The following is a 14,793-nucleotide window of genomic DNA, read 5'->3' as shown; positions in this document are numbered from 1 at the left end:
ATTGAATGTGTAAGAACTGAAACAGCTTTCCGAATTAAAGAATTTGCTTGGCGACCATAGCGATTTGGACCCACCTGACTTCCATTCCGAACTCAGAAGTGAAACGAATTAGCGCCGATGGTAGTGTGGGGCTTCCCCATGTGAGAGTAGGACATCGCCAGGCTTTTAATTTTCTTTTCACTTTTTAAAAAAGTGAAGAAAAAATAGCGCACTTGCTTAAGATTTAAGCAAGTCACCATAAAGTTCTAAATTATTTTAGAGTTTTATGTTGACTTTCAAAGTGGAAAGCGTATTATACGCACCTCGCTTAAGTGCTAAGGCACTGAAAGCCAAGCTCTTTAACAATATAGACCTATCAATCTGTGTGGGCACTCGTTGATGATAATCCAATTAGAAGCTTCGGCTTCAAATTAGGTTTCAATGATACGAAGTGACCATTGAATCGAAAGATTCAGCACAGTCAATTCAAACATTACTTTATGTAATGTTCAGTATTCATTGAGCCGAAAAAATCTTAAATTGAAGAGTTTGATCATGGCTCAGATTGAACGCTGGCGGCAGGCCTAACACATGCAAGTCGAGCGGAAACGAGTTATCTGAACCTTCGGGGAACGATAACGGCGTCGAGCGGCGGACGGGTGAGTAATGCCTAGGAAATTGCCCTGATGTGGGGGATAACCATTGGAAACGATGGCTAATACCGCATAACGCCTACGGGCCAAAGAGGGGGACCTTCGGGCCTCTCGCGTCAGGATATGCCTAGGTGGGATTAGCTAGTTGGTGAGGTAAGGGCTCACCAAGGCGACGATCCCTAGCTGGTCTGAGAGGATGATCAGCCACACTGGAACTGAGACACGGTCCAGACTCCTACGGGAGGCAGCAGTGGGGAATATTGCACAATGGGCGCAAGCCTGATGCAGCCATGCCGCGTGTGTGAAGAAGGCCTTCGGGTTGTAAAGCACTTTCAGTCGTGAGGAAGGTAGTGTAGTTAATAGCTGCATTATTTGACGTTAGCGACAGAAGAAGCACCGGCTAACTCCGTGCCAGCAGCCGCGGTAATACGGAGGGTGCGAGCGTTAATCGGAATTACTGGGCGTAAAGCGCATGCAGGTGGTTTGTTAAGTCAGATGTGAAAGCCCGGGGCTCAACCTCGGAATTGCATTTGAAACTGGCAGACTAGAGTACTGTAGAGGGGGGTAGAATTTCAGGTGTAGCGGTGAAATGCGTAGAGATCTGAAGGAATACCGGTGGCGAAGGCGGCCCCCTGGACAGATACTGACACTCAGATGCGAAAGCGTGGGGAGCAAACAGGATTAGATACCCTGGTAGTCCACGCCGTAAACGATGTCTACTTGGAGGTTGTGGCCTTGAGCCGTGGCTTTCGGAGCTAACGCGTTAAGTAGACCGCCTGGGGAGTACGGTCGCAAGATTAAAACTCAAATGAATTGACGGGGGCCCGCACAAGCGGTGGAGCATGTGGTTTAATTCGATGCAACGCGAAGAACCTTACCTACTCTTGACATCCAGAGAACTTTCCAGAGATGGATTGGTGCCTTCGGGAACTCTGAGACAGGTGCTGCATGGCTGTCGTCAGCTCGTGTTGTGAAATGTTGGGTTAAGTCCCGCAACGAGCGCAACCCTTATCCTTGTTTGCCAGCGAGTAATGTCGGGAACTCCAGGGAGACTGCCGGTGATAAACCGGAGGAAGGTGGGGACGACGTCAAGTCATCATGGCCCTTACGAGTAGGGCTACACACGTGCTACAATGGCGCATACAGAGGGCGGCCAACTTGCGAGAGTGAGCGAATCCCAAAAAGTGCGTCGTAGTCCGGATCGGAGTCTGCAACTCGACTCCGTGAAGTCGGAATCGCTAGTAATCGTGGATCAGAATGCCACGGTGAATACGTTCCCGGGCCTTGTACACACCGCCCGTCACACCATGGGAGTGGGCTGCAAAAGAAGTAGGTAGTTTAACCTTCGGGAGGACGCTTACCACTTTGTGGTTCATGACTGGGGTGAAGTCGTAACAAGGTAGCGCTAGGGGAACCTGGCGCTGGATCACCTCCTTATACGATGATTACTCACGATGAGTGTCCACACAGATTGATAGTTCACAAGCGAAAGCTTGTAGCTAACATAGCTCTTTAACAATTTGGAAAGCTGACAAAACAATCTTTAAGATTGTTTGTAAAGTTCTCAATGTTTGTCTTTATGACAAACACCAATACAACACATTCAAGTGTTCTTGGGTTTTGTGAAAGCAAAACATATTTGAGTCCGGCAAAATCGAAAGCTATCTCGCTCATTCAAATAATGAGATAGCAACTTTGGTTGTTTAACTTCAATTCGAAACTCCTTCGGGTTGTATGGTTAAGTGACTAAGCGTACACGGTGGATGCCTTGGCAGTCAGAGGCGATGAAGGACGTATTAACTTGCGATAAGCCCAGATTAGGTAGTAAAAACCATTTGAGTCTGGGATTTCCGAATGGGGAAACCCACTTACATAAGTAAGTATCGCTGCGTGAATACATAGCGTAGCGAGGCGAACCGGGGGAACTGAAACATCTAAGTACCCCGAGGAAAAGAAATCAACCGAGATTCCGAAAGTAGCGGCGAGCGAAATTGGATTAGCCCTTAAGCTTTTTATGCGTCAGGTGAAACTTCTGGAAAGTTGTGCGATACAGGGTGATAGCCCCGTAACCGGCAACGCATTTAAAGTGAAATCGAGTAGGGCGGGACACGTGATATCCTGTCTGAATATGGGGGGACCATCCTCCAAGGCTAAATACTACTGACTGACCGATAGTGAACCAGTACCGTGAGGGAAAGGCGAAAAGAACCCCTGTGAGGGGAGTGAAATAGAACCTGAAACCGTGTACGTACAAGCAGTAGGAGCACCTTCGTGGTGTGACTGCGTACCTTTTGTATAATGGGTCAGCGACTTATATTCAGTGGCAAGGTTAACCATCTAGGGGAGCCGTAGGGAAACCGAGTCTTAACTGGGCGTTCAGTCTCTGGATATAGACCCGAAACCAGGTGATCTAGCCATGGGCAGGTTGAAGGTTGAGTAACATCAACTGGAGGACCGAACCGACTAATGTTGAAAAATTAGCGGATGACTTGTGGCTAGGGGTGAAAGGCCAATCAAACCTGGAGATAGCTGGTTCTCCCCGAAAGCTATTTAGGTAGCGCCTCGGACGAATACTACTGGGGGTAGAGCACTGTTAAGGCTAGGGGGTCATCCCGACTTACCAACCCTTTGCAAACTCCGAATACCAGTAAGTACTATCCGGGAGACACACGGCGGGTGCTAACGTCCGTCGTGGAGAGGGAAACAACCCAGACCGCCAGCTAAGGTCCCAAATTACTACTAAGTGGGAAACGATGTGGGAAGGCTCAGACAGCCAGGATGTTGGCTTAGAAGCAGCCATCATTTAAAGAAAGCGTAATAGCTCACTGGTCGAGTCGGCCTGCGCGGAAGATGTAACGGGGCTAAGTAGTAAACCGAAGCTGCGGCAATGCACTTTGTGCATTGGGTAGGGGAGCGTTCTGTAAGCGGTTGAAGGTGTGTGGTAACGCATGCTGGACGTATCAGAAGTGCGAATGCTGACATGAGTAACGATAAAGGGGGTGAAAAACCTCCTCGCCGGAAGACCAAGGGTTCCTGTCCAACGTTAATCGGGGCAGGGTAAGTCGACCCCTAAGGCGAGGCCGAAAGGCGTAGTCGATGGGAAACGGGTTAATATTCCCGTACTTCTTACAATTGCGATGGGGGGACGGAGAAGGCTAGGTGGGCCTGGCGACGGTTGTCCAGGTTCAAGTGCGTAGGCTGAAGAGTTAGGTAAATCCGGCTCTTCTTAAGGCTGAGACACGACGTCGAGCTACTACGGTAGTGAAGTCATTGATGCCATGCTTCCAGGAAAAGCCTCTAAGCTTCAGATTGTAAGGAATCGTACCCCAAACCGACACAGGTGGTCGGGTAGAGAATACCAAGGCGCTTGAGAGAACTCGGGTGAAGGAACTAGGCAAAATGGTACCGTAACTTCGGGAGAAGGTACGCTCTCGACGGTGAAGTCCCTTGCGGATGGAGCTATTGAGAGTCGCAGATACCAGGTGGCTGCAACTGTTTATTAAAAACACAGCACTGTGCAAAATCGTAAGATGACGTATACGGTGTGACGCCTGCCCGGTGCCGGAAGGTTAATTGATGGGGTTAGACTTCGGTCGAAGCTCTTGATCGAAGCCCCGGTAAACGGCGGCCGTAACTATAACGGTCCTAAGGTAGCGAAATTCCTTGTCGGGTAAGTTCCGACCTGCACGAATGGCGTAATGATGGCCACGCTGTCTCCACCCGAGACTCAGTGAAATTGAAATCGCTGTGAAGATGCAGTGTACCCGCGGCTAGACGGAAAGACCCCGTGAACCTTTACTACAGCTTGGCACTGAACATTGACCCTACATGTGTAGGATAGGTGGGAGGCTTTGAAACTAGTACGCCAGTATTAGTGGAGCCGTCCTTGAAATACCACCCTTGTAGTGTTGATGTTCTAACGTTGACCCCTCATCGGGGTTGCGGACAGTGCCTGGTGGGTAGTTTGACTGGGGCGGTCTCCTCCCAAAGCGTAACGGAGGAGCACGAAGGTGGGCTAATCACGGTTGGACATCGTGAGGTTAGTGCAATGGCATAAGCCCGCTTGACTGCGAGAATGACAATTCGAGCAGGTGCGAAAGCAGGTCATAGTGATCCGGTGGTTCTGAATGGAAGGGCCATCGCTCAACGGATAAAAGGTACTCCGGGGATAACAGGCTGATACCGCCCAAGAGTTCATATCGACGGCGGTGTTTGGCACCTCGATGTCGGCTCATCACATCCTGGGGCTGAAGTCGGTCCCAAGGGTATGGCTGTTCGCCATTTAAAGTGGTACGCGAGCTGGGTTTAGAACGTCGTGAGACAGTTCGGTCCCTATCTGCCGTGGGCGTTGGAAGATTGAAGGGGGCTGCTCCTAGTACGAGAGGACCGGAGTGGACGAACCTCTGGTGTTCGGGTTGTGTCGCCAGACGCATTGCCCGGTAGCTAAGTTCGGAATCGATAACCGCTGAAAGCATCTAAGCGGGAAGCGAGCCCTGAGATGAGTCTTCCCTGATACTTTAAGTATCCTAAAGGGTTGTTCGAGACTAGAACGTTGATAGGCAGGGTGTGTAAGCGTTGTGAGGCGTTGAGCTAACCTGTACTAATTGCCCGTGAGGCTTAACCATACAACACCCAAGGGGTTTTGATGGACTCAAAGCAAGAACGAATTGAATGTGTAAGAACTGAAACAGCTTTCCGAATTAAAGAATTTGCTTGGCGACCATAGCGATTTGGACCCACCTGACTTCCATTCCGAACTCAGAAGTGAAACGAATTAGCGCCGATGGTAGTGTGGGGCTTCCCCATGTGAGAGTAGGACATCGCCAGGCTTTAAATTTAGACTTTAGGTCTAACCAGTGCGGAGCGGTAGTTCAGTTGGTTAGAATACCGGCCTGTCACGCCGGGGGTCGCGGGTTCGAGTCCCGTCCGCTCCGCCACTTATTCAGACAAAGCCCTAGCAGAAATGCTAGGGCTTTTTCGTTTGCGCTATTATTTTGGTCTACGACCAACGAGTCCCGCTTGCGTGCAAGCCCAGCCGCTCTGCCACTTATTTAGAAACCCAGTCTCCGGACTGGGTTTCGTCGTTTTTGAGCATAATAATTTTCCTTTCAGGGAATGAGTCCCGGTTGCCCGCAACCCCGGCCGTCAGCCACTTATTACAGTCCTCAGCAGAAATACTGTGGTCTTTTCGTATTTGCGATTGGTCTATGACCAATGAGTCCCGCTCGTGTACGAGTCCAATTGAGTGCAAGCCCAGCCGCTCCGCCTCTTATTTAGAACCCCAGTCTTCGAACTGTTTTCATCGTTTCTAGAGAATAATGAGTTCCCTTTTAGGGAGTAGATCTCCAAAGAGTTTTCTCTTAGTCAATCGCTTCTTCAGGCGTTCCCGATTTAATTTCTCTTACTCAGGAAAATACTAAGAGACAATGTTTTGTATCTATGGGCTTGTTAATTCTCTAATAAAGTTTAGCTAGCATGTAATCGGTTCAAACTTATCAGCTCATTTAGATCGTCTTATCCTTATCTAGTAAAGATTTTGATGTTTGAGTAGATGAACTCTATAGCTCTTGTCTAGTCGTCTTCACTAATTTCTGTAGAGTTGGCTTTAGCCTGAAGACCTCTATCTTCCGTTAATTCATTCACAGCTCAATCTCCGAGTTGTTTCATTGTATGGAGAGGAAGCGCTTCTTCTTTTCAATTTGGTAAGTTACTAGCGACTCTGCTCTTAGTGTTACATTGGTCTATATACATAAGTATGGATTAAGAAGCGCTGCGTGAAGTTACTAAAGGTAGGTTGGTCTCAGTGTATTGTTTTTGTTGTAGACACCTAGACTTTAGGCACAAAAAAGGCAGCCATATGGCTGCCTAGTTTTGATAATTATAAAAGTATTTATTCTTGAGAAGCTTTTGCTTCTTGTGGCTCAACTGAGCCTTCTGCTTCTATTTCTTTCTCTGCTTGTTTTGCCTTCTCAATCATTGGTGTAATAGTTGAGCCTTGAATAAGGATTGAGAACACTACCACTGAGTAAGTCATGACCATGATGATCTCTTTTACATCAATCAGTTTCTCTGGGATAACCAAGATGCCGGAAGGGATTGATAGTGCCATTGCTAATGCAAGACCACCACGCAAACCACCCCAAGTAAGGATCTTCACTGACCATGGGTTGTATTTTCTGTAGCGCTTAAAGCCAATATAAGAGAGAAATACACTGAGATAGCGAGCAGTGAGTACCAGTGGTACTGAAATAGCCATCATAATCCAGTCTTCTTTGTGGAATTCGAACAGTAGCATCGACATACCGATCAGTAGGAACAAGACGCCATTTAGGAATTCATCAACTAGCTCCCAGAAGTGGTCTAGATGATCTTCACTCTCTTTCGAGAAGCCAATAAAGCGCGTCCAGTTACCAATCATGATGCCCGACACCACCATTGCTAGCGGTCCCGATACGTGAAGATATTCTGCAAATGCGTAACCAGCGGTAGGAACACCAATAGTAAGCAGCAGTTCCATTGAGTGGTCATCAGTTGCACTGATTAGGTAGTGGAAAATCAAACCTAATACGAAGCCGTAAACAATGCCTCCGATAGCTTCTTGAATAAACAGATGTGTAACGCTGCCTACTGTTGGTGCTTCGGTACCGAACGCGATGGTGAAGAGTGTCACGAAGATCACGAGGCCAAATCCGTCGTTAAACAGAGATTCACCTTCTATCTGTGTCGAGATACGTCTTGGGGCATTAAGCTTTTTGACAATGGCGAGAACTGCAATCGGGTCGGTAGGAGAGATAAGCGCACCGAAGAGTAAGCAGTAAACAAGATCGAATTGAATACCGATAACTTGGCAGAAGCCGTAAAGCACAAAACCAATGAAGAAGGTTGAGAAGAGCGTTGCGCCTAAAGCGAGTACGGTGATCTCCCACTTTTGGTCTTTGAGGTTAGGGAGTTTGATCCCCAAGCCACCGGCAAAAAGTAGGAATCCAAGGATGCCTTTGAGAAGAAAGTCTTCGAAATTAATGCTGGTAACGGTTTCGGTTGCTATCTCGGTGAGATGAAACCAATCATTTTGACCTGCGATTAGAATGAGGAGTGAAAGAATCATCGAACCGGCAGTGATTGCGATGGTGGTTTGCATCTTTCCTATCTTACTGTTTACAAAGGCAATAACCATTGCCGCTGCAGATAGAAAACATAAAGTATGATAGACCGACATAGAGCTCTCTATTTGTAACATTTTATGAATGGAATTCTCGGACGATGTTGACTAAATAGCAAACATTTTTTCGAGATTATTTTGTAACTCGACGGAGACAAAATAATCAGTAATTCGCATTTTAGACGTCTAGACTCCTTTAATTTGTGTGATAGGATGGAGAGATAACTAAAGGAATGAGGCTGTACTGTGGGAAGTAATGTAAGACAACAGATTGAAGCTCAATTAAAGCAACGTATCTTGCTGATCGATGGTGGTATGGGCACCATGATTCAGGGATACAAACTTGAAGAGCAAGACTATCGAGGAGAGCGCTTTGCGGATTGGCATTGTGATCTAAAAGGCAACAACGATTTGTTGGTGCTTACTCAGCCTCAATTGATTAAAGAAATTCACAGCGCTTACTTAGAAGCAGGCGCTGATATTCTTGAGACCAACACTTTTAACGCGACGACGATTGCAATGGCTGACTATGAGATGGAAAGCCTGAGTGAGGAAATCAACTTTGCCGCAGCAAAGCTTGCGCGTGAAGCCGCTGATGAGTGGACGGCAAAAACGCCAGAGCGCCCACGTTATGTCGCGGGTGTGCTTGGTCCAACAAACCGTACTTGTTCTATCTCCCCTGATGTAAACGATCCGGGCTATCGTAACGTCAGCTTCGATGAGCTTGTTGAAGCTTATTCAGAATCAACTCGAGCGCTGATCAAAGGTGGCTCTGACCTTATTCTGATCGAGACTATCTTCGATACACTTAACGCGAAAGCTTGTGCCTTCGCGGTTGATAGCGTCTTCGAAGAACTAGGCATCGAGTTGCCAGTTATGATCTCCGGTACCATTACCGATGCTTCTGGACGTACGCTTTCTGGTCAAACAACGGAAGCCTTCTATAACTCTCTTCGTCATGTTAACCCTATTTCATTTGGTTTGAACTGTGCGCTTGGTCCTGATGAACTGCGCCCGTACGTAGAAGAGCTTTCTCGTATTTCTGAATCTTTTGTTTCTACTCACCCAAACGCGGGTCTACCGAACGCTTTTGGCGAGTATGACCTTTCGCCAGAAGATATGGCGGAACACGTTAAAGAGTGGGCGGAGAGCGGTTTCCTCAACCTAATTGGTGGTTGTTGTGGTACCACGCCAGAGCATATTCGCCATATGGCAATGGCAGTTGAAGGTGTGAAACCTCGTGATTTGCCTGAGCTTACGGTTGCGTGTCGTTTATCCGGTCTTGAGCCTCTTACTATTGAAAAAGAGACGCTGTTTATCAACGTGGGTGAACGTACTAACGTAACTGGTTCTGCTCGATTTAAACGTCTGATCAAAGAAGAACTCTATGATGAAGCGTTAGAGGTCGCCCGACAACAAGTTGAGAACGGCGCTCAGATCATCGACATCAACATGGATGAAGGCATGTTGGATGCAGAAGCCTGTATGGTTCGCTTCCTAAACCTATGCGCATCTGAGCCTGAGATCTCTAAAGTGCCTATCATGGTCGACTCTTCTAAATGGGAGGTTATCGAGGCGGGTCTGAAGTGTATTCAGGGCAAGGGCATCGTAAACTCCATCTCTTTGAAAGAAGGTAAAGAGAAGTTTGTTGAGCAAGCAAAACTGATTCGTCGCTATGGTGCTGCAGTTATCGTTATGGCGTTTGACGAAGTTGGTCAGGCAGAAACACGTGAACGTAAGCTCGAAATCTGTACCAACGCTTACCGTATCTTGGTTGATGAAGTCGGCTTCCCACCAGAAGACATCATCTTTGACCCGAACATCTTTGCAGTTGCGACGGGTATCGAAGAGCACAACAACTACGCTGTGGATTTCATCGAAGCGGTTGCAGACATCAAGCGCGACTTGCCTCACGCGATGATCTCGGGTGGTGTTTCTAACGTTTCCTTCTCATTCCGCGGTAATAACTACGTTCGTGAAGCGATTCACGCGGTATTCCTATACCATTGTTTTAAAAATGGTATGGACATGGGCATCGTTAATGCGGGTCAGTTGGAAATTTACGATAACGTTCCAGATAAGTTACGTGAAGCGGTAGAAGATGTGGTTCTTAACCGTCGTGATGATTCGACCGAGAGGCTACTTGATATTGCAGCAGAATATGCAGGTAAAGGCGTTGGTAAAGAAGAAGATGCTTCTGCACTAGAGTGGCGTGCTTGGGCGGTAGAAAAACGTCTAGAGCATGCGCTGGTTAAAGGCATTACTGAGTTCATCGTCGAAGATACCGAAGAAGCTCGCCTCAATGCCTCTAAGCCACTTGAAGTAATTGAAGGTCCATTGATGGACGGCATGAACGTGGTGGGTGACTTATTTGGTGAAGGTAAGATGTTCCTTCCTCAGGTAGTGAAATCTGCGCGTGTTATGAAGCAGGCCGTAGCGCACTTAGAGCCTTTCATTAATAAAGAGAAGCAAGCGGGGTCTTCCAACGGTAAGATCTTACTGGCTACGGTAAAAGGTGACGTGCACGATATCGGTAAGAACATTGTTGGCGTGGTTCTGCAATGTAACAACTACGAGATCATCGATCTTGGCGTCATGGTCCCATGTGAGAAGATCCTCAAGGTGGCCAAAGAAGAAAACGTCGACATTATTGGTCTTTCTGGTTTGATCACTCCGTCCCTCGATGAAATGGTGCATGTAGCGAAAGAAATGGAGCGTCTTGATTTCGATCTTCCACTTCTGATTGGTGGTGCAACAACATCCAAAGCGCATACGGCAGTTAAGATTGAGCAGAACTACAAACATCCTGTGGTTTACGTCAATAACGCTTCTCGTGCGGTCGGTGTATGTACTTCATTACTTTCAGACGAACTTCGTCCTGGCTTTGTTGAGAAACTGGACGTGGACTATGAACGCGTACGTGAGCAGCATAATCGTAAGAAGCCGCGCACCAAGCCTGTTACTCTAGAAGAAGCACGAGCGAACAAAGTCGCGATTGATTGGGATAAGTACACACCTCCTGCTCCTGCGAAGCCGGGTATCCATATTTTTGATGACTTTGAAGTGTCTACTTTGCGTAAGTACATCGACTGGACGCCTTTCTTTATGACTTGGTCGTTAGTCGGCAAGTATCCAACAATCTTTGACCATGAAGAAGTGGGTGAAGAGGCTCAACGCCTGTACAAAGATGCTAACGAACTACTAGATCGTGTTGAGCGTGAAGGGTTACTCAAAGCGCGCGGCATGTGTGGTCTGTTCCCTGCAGCAAGCGTGGGTGATGATATCGAAGTCTACACCGACGAATCGCGTACAGAAGTGGCGAAAGTGCTGCATAACTTGCGCCAGCAGACGGAGAAACCAAAAGGCTTCAACTACTGCCTGTCGGATTATGTTGCCCCGAAAGAGTCTGGTAAGCACGATTGGGTTGGTGCTTTTGCTGTAACCGGCGGTATCGGTGAACGCGAACTTGCCGACGAATACAAAGCACAGGGTGATGATTACAATGCCATCATGATTCAAGCGGTAGCGGACCGTCTGGCGGAAGCATTTGCTGAGTATCTACATGAGCGTGTGCGTAAAGATATTTGGGGTTACGCTGCGGATGAAGAGCTGTCGAATGAAGAACTGATTCGTGAGAAATACCAAGGTATTCGACCTGCTCCAGGCTATCCTGCCTGTCCAGAGCATACTGAAAAAGGACCGCTTTGGGAGCTTATGAATGTTGAAGAAAACATTGGCATGTCACTGACATCGAGCTATGCGATGTATCCCGGAGCATCCGTATCGGGCTGGTACTTCTCGCATCCTGACTCTCGTTACTTTGCGATCGCTCAGATCCAAGAGGATCAGTTGCAAAGTTATGCTGATCGTAAAGGCTGGGATAGGATCGAAGCGGAGAAATGGTTAGGTCCCAACATTAACGGTTAATCAAACCATATAGAAACTAAAAGGGCTGCCATGTGCAGCCCTTGTTTATTAGTGAATGAAAGAGTTTTTATTGCTCGAACAATTCAGTATGCAGTTTTTGGATCGCTTGGCGAGATACAGACTCGTGAACAAGGAAGCACAGGTTATGCGGACTTGCTCCATAACAGATCATACGTAGGTTGAAGTCTTCTAGCGTGCCAAATACTTGCTTCGCGTAGCCTTTACTTTCACTCATGTTGTTACCAATCAGAGCGACGAGACATAGGTCGTGTTCCACTTCTACTTTACATAGCTCTTCAAGCTCTTCACGCGCGGCTTGTGGTAACTGAGGAGCGCCGCCAGACGTGTCTGTTTGATCAAGAGTGAGTGACACACTGATTTCAGATGTGGTGATCAGATCTACTGAGATTTTGTGCTTCGCTAGGATCTCAAATACTTTAGCTAAGAAGCCGTAAGCGTGGAACATGTTAGCACTGCGTAATGTCACCATGGTTTGGTTGCAGCGAAGAGCAAGTGCTCGGAATAAAGGCGAACTCTCTACTTGATGGCGAATCCATGTGCCGCCTTTTTCCGGCTCTTTAGATGACCCAACAAATACCGGAATGTCGTGACGAAGAGCTGGAACCAATGTTGAAGGGTGCAGGATCTTTGCGCCAAAGTTTGCCATCTCTGATGCTTCGCTAAAGCTGATCTCTGGGATTGGCGCTGCTTTTGAGGCGATACGTGGATCAGTGGTGTAGATGCCCGGAACGTCAGTCCAAATCTCTAGACCTGCTGCTTTCACACCTTCTGCAATGAGTGCTGCACTGTAGTCACTGCCGCCACGGCCAAGCGTGGTGGTATTACCTTCTTCATCTGAGCCAATAAAACCTTGGGTGATAACCACGTATTCTTGGCAAAGGGGTACCAATCTTTCTTGTGCTAGCTGTGAAATGGTCTCGACATTAGGTTCAGCTCGACCAAAATTGCCATCGGTTTTTAGCACGTCGCGAATATCAAAACGAACTGCATTCACACCACGCTCACGCATTAGTTGTGCAAGGATATGAGTCGACATTAATTCACCACAAGCGACTAAATGATCGGTCAGTTTAGTGCTTGCTTGGATTGAAGCGGCCTCTGCCAAGCTAGTGACAGTATCAAGAATTGAATAAACCTCTGCCGCAGCTTCGGTTGCGTCCTCAAGTTGCGACATAATCGATTCGTGGATGCCTGCTAGTTTCTGAAGTACTTCCGCACGATGTTCTTGGTCTTGAACACCATTTGCCAGTTCAACCAATAGGTTAGTGACACCTGAGCAAGCGCTGCTAACCACAAGGCGAGTATTTGGGTTGTTTTCTATGATAGTGGAGCAACGACTCATTGCCTCAAAGTTGGCAACACTGGTTCCACCGAATTTTGCTACGTTAAATGCGCTCACTGCGTTCTCCCACGACTTCCTGAAAAAAATAACAACAATTAATTGGTTGCCTAATACATCCAATGTTTGGTGAGGAAAGGAACAGAGCAAATAGAGAGGTAGTTAGAATGTAATTTGAAAATTTACCCTCAGAAGCTCTTCATCATACGGCGCTGATGACAGTTGATGGGACTCAACCCAAGTCAACCGACAAGCCAAATCCTGCAACTTTGACTTACCTCGGCACTACTCCCCCTGAGTGATTGGTATTGGAATTGCGGTTCCACAAATCACCTGCCTGGGCAGTGCTCCTCTTCTGCATAAAGCTTAAACATTGAACGGTTTTGCTGTCACATTGTCAACCAATATCTCAACCATTATGAAGGTTTTATTAACGAATTTGTGACAGTGGTTTGACCTCTATACTTAGGACTAATTGCCGATAGAGGAAAAATCTATTAGGGTGAAAACTTTGATACCTGAGCCAACCTTTTGAATAGAACTTTTATAACGCTCAGGATGAATGACTGCAATCAAGGAGCTGACATGCCGATCCAAAGCTTTATCCCCCCGCACCGTATTTTAATGGGACCTGGTCCATCTGATATTTCACCTCAAGTTTTACAAGCGCTTAGCCGTCCAACAGTTGGTCACCTAGACCCACTTTTCATTGCTATGATGGATGAACTAAAACAACTGCTTAAATACGCTTTCCAAACAGAAAATGAATTTACCATCGCCGTCTCTGCGCCAGGCAGTGCGGGCATGGAAACGTGCTTTGTTAACCTGATTGAAAAGGGCGACAAGGTCATCGTCTGTCGCAATGGTGTTTTCGGTGAGCGTATGCGTGAAAACGTGGTTCGTGCTGGTGGGGAAGCGGTTGTCGTCGATGATGAGTGGGGAACGCCTGTATCGGTCGATAAAGTTGAAGAAGCGTTAAAGCAGCACCCTGATGCTAAGATTCTTGCTTTTGTTCATGCAGAAACATCGACGGGCGCGGTAAGTGACGCTCAAGCTCTGGGTAAGCTTGCGAAGCAATACGGTTTGTTATCGATTGTCGATGCTGTGACCTCGCTTGGTGGTGTACCTCTTAAAGTTGACGAGTGGCAGTTAGATGCGGTGTATTCCGGTAGCCAAAAATGTCTTTCGTGTGTTCCAGGTTTATCGCCTGTGACGCTTTCTCCGGCAGCTATTGAGAAGATTCAATCCAGAACGACACCGGTTCAAAGCTGGTTCTTGGATCAAAGCTTAGTATTAGGTTACTGGAGCGGAGAAGGAAAGCGCAGCTATCACCACACTGCACCTGTGAACAGTTTGTATGCTCTGCATGAATCTCTACTTATTCTTAAGAATGAAGGTTTAGAAAATGCGTGGGCGCGTCACCAGTTAATGCATGAGAAGCTTAAAGCGGGTTTGCAAAAACTAGGCTTTGAATTTGTGGTAGAAGAAGAGTATCGACTACCGCAATTGAATGCGATTTATGTCCCTGAAGGAATTGATGAAGCAGAAGTGCGTAATCACTTACTTGAAACCTACAACCTAGAGATTGGTGCAGGTCTTGGTGCGCTGGCTGGTAAAGCATGGCGAATTGGATTGATGGGCTATGGTGCTCGACCTGAAAATGTTGCTTTGTGTTTGCGAGCTTTAGAAGAGTCACTGACTGAATAAATCGCCTC

At 47.2% G+C, this 14,793-nt stretch carries 4 protein-coding genes, 1 tRNA gene, 4 rRNA genes and 1 riboswitch; of the genes, 7 read left to right on the top strand and 2 right to left on the bottom strand.

Features of this window, described 5'->3' with window-relative positions; genetic code table 11:
- The first annotated feature begins 46 nt into the window (after positions 1–46).
- The 5 genes from rrf (KHO06_RS14960) to KHO06_RS14940 all read left to right on the top strand — a co-directional run bounded on the left by rrf (KHO06_RS14960) (position 47) and on the right by KHO06_RS14940 (position 5,569).
- Positions 47–163: ribosomal RNA gene (gene rrf / locus KHO06_RS14960) — 5S ribosomal RNA — on the top strand.
- 353 nt (positions 164–516) lie between these two features.
- Positions 517–2,069, top strand: a 16S ribosomal RNA gene (locus KHO06_RS14955).
- A 299-nt stretch (positions 2,070–2,368) separates the two neighbouring features.
- A 23S ribosomal RNA gene (locus tag KHO06_RS14950) occupies positions 2,369–5,257 on the top strand.
- A gap of 87 nt (positions 5,258–5,344) precedes the next feature.
- Positions 5,345–5,461 (top strand): 5S ribosomal RNA (gene rrf / locus KHO06_RS14945).
- The 16S, 23S and 5S rRNA genes sit together here with 1 tRNA gene alongside, the layout of an rRNA operon.
- 31 nt (positions 5,462–5,492) lie before the next feature.
- Positions 5,493–5,569 (top strand) — tRNA-Asp (locus KHO06_RS14940).
- A gap of 953 nt (positions 5,570–6,522) precedes the next feature.
- Here KHO06_RS14940 and KHO06_RS14935 read toward each other — a convergent pair.
- Complete coding sequence (locus tag KHO06_RS14935; protein ID WP_045367700.1) at positions 6,523–7,848, bottom strand: sodium:proton antiporter; 1,326 nt, start codon at positions 7,846–7,848, stop codon at positions 6,523–6,525.
- A gap of 189 nt (positions 7,849–8,037) precedes the next feature.
- On the opposite strand from KHO06_RS14935, the gene metH reads away from it, so the two are divergent.
- Entirely contained in the window at positions 8,038–11,718 is a 3,681-nt protein-coding gene (gene metH, locus KHO06_RS14930; RefSeq protein WP_212581822.1) for a methionine synthase, read from the top strand.
- Positions 11,719–11,785: 67 nt separating this feature from the next.
- On the opposite strand, the gene lysC is transcribed toward metH, so the two are convergent.
- Positions 11,786–13,138, bottom strand: a complete 1,353-nt coding sequence (gene lysC / locus KHO06_RS14925) for a lysine-sensitive aspartokinase 3 (RefSeq protein WP_212581821.1) — start codon at positions 13,136–13,138, stop codon at positions 11,786–11,788.
- 124 nt (positions 13,139–13,262) lie between these two features.
- Positions 13,263–13,441, bottom strand: a riboswitch (Lysine riboswitch).
- Between the two features lie 222 nt (positions 13,442–13,663).
- On the opposite strand from lysC, the gene KHO06_RS14920 reads away from it, so the two are divergent.
- Positions 13,664–14,785 carry an alanine--glyoxylate aminotransferase family protein gene (locus KHO06_RS14920; RefSeq protein ID WP_212581820.1) on the top strand — a complete coding sequence of 374 codons (1,122 nt, stop codon included), beginning with the start codon at positions 13,664–13,666 and terminating at the stop codon, positions 14,783–14,785.
- Positions 14,786–14,793 lie beyond the last annotated feature (8 nt).

It is taken from the genome of Vibrio sp. B1FIG11, from assembly GCF_905175335.1.
GTDB classification, from domain to species: Bacteria; Pseudomonadota; Gammaproteobacteria; order Enterobacterales; family Vibrionaceae; genus Vibrio; species Vibrio campbellii.
Note: the sequence above shows the minus strand (reverse complement) of the source record. Positions and strands in the feature narration are given on the sequence as shown.

Coding starts and splice junctions, on each gene's coding strand:
- KHO06_RS14935 (WP_045367700.1), bottom strand. CDS start 7,848: ATGTCGGTCTATCATACTTTATGTTTTCTATCTGCAGCGGCAATGGTT.
- KHO06_RS14920 (WP_212581820.1), top strand. CDS start 13,664: ATGCCGATCCAAAGCTTTATCCCCCCGCACCGTATTTTAATGGGACCT.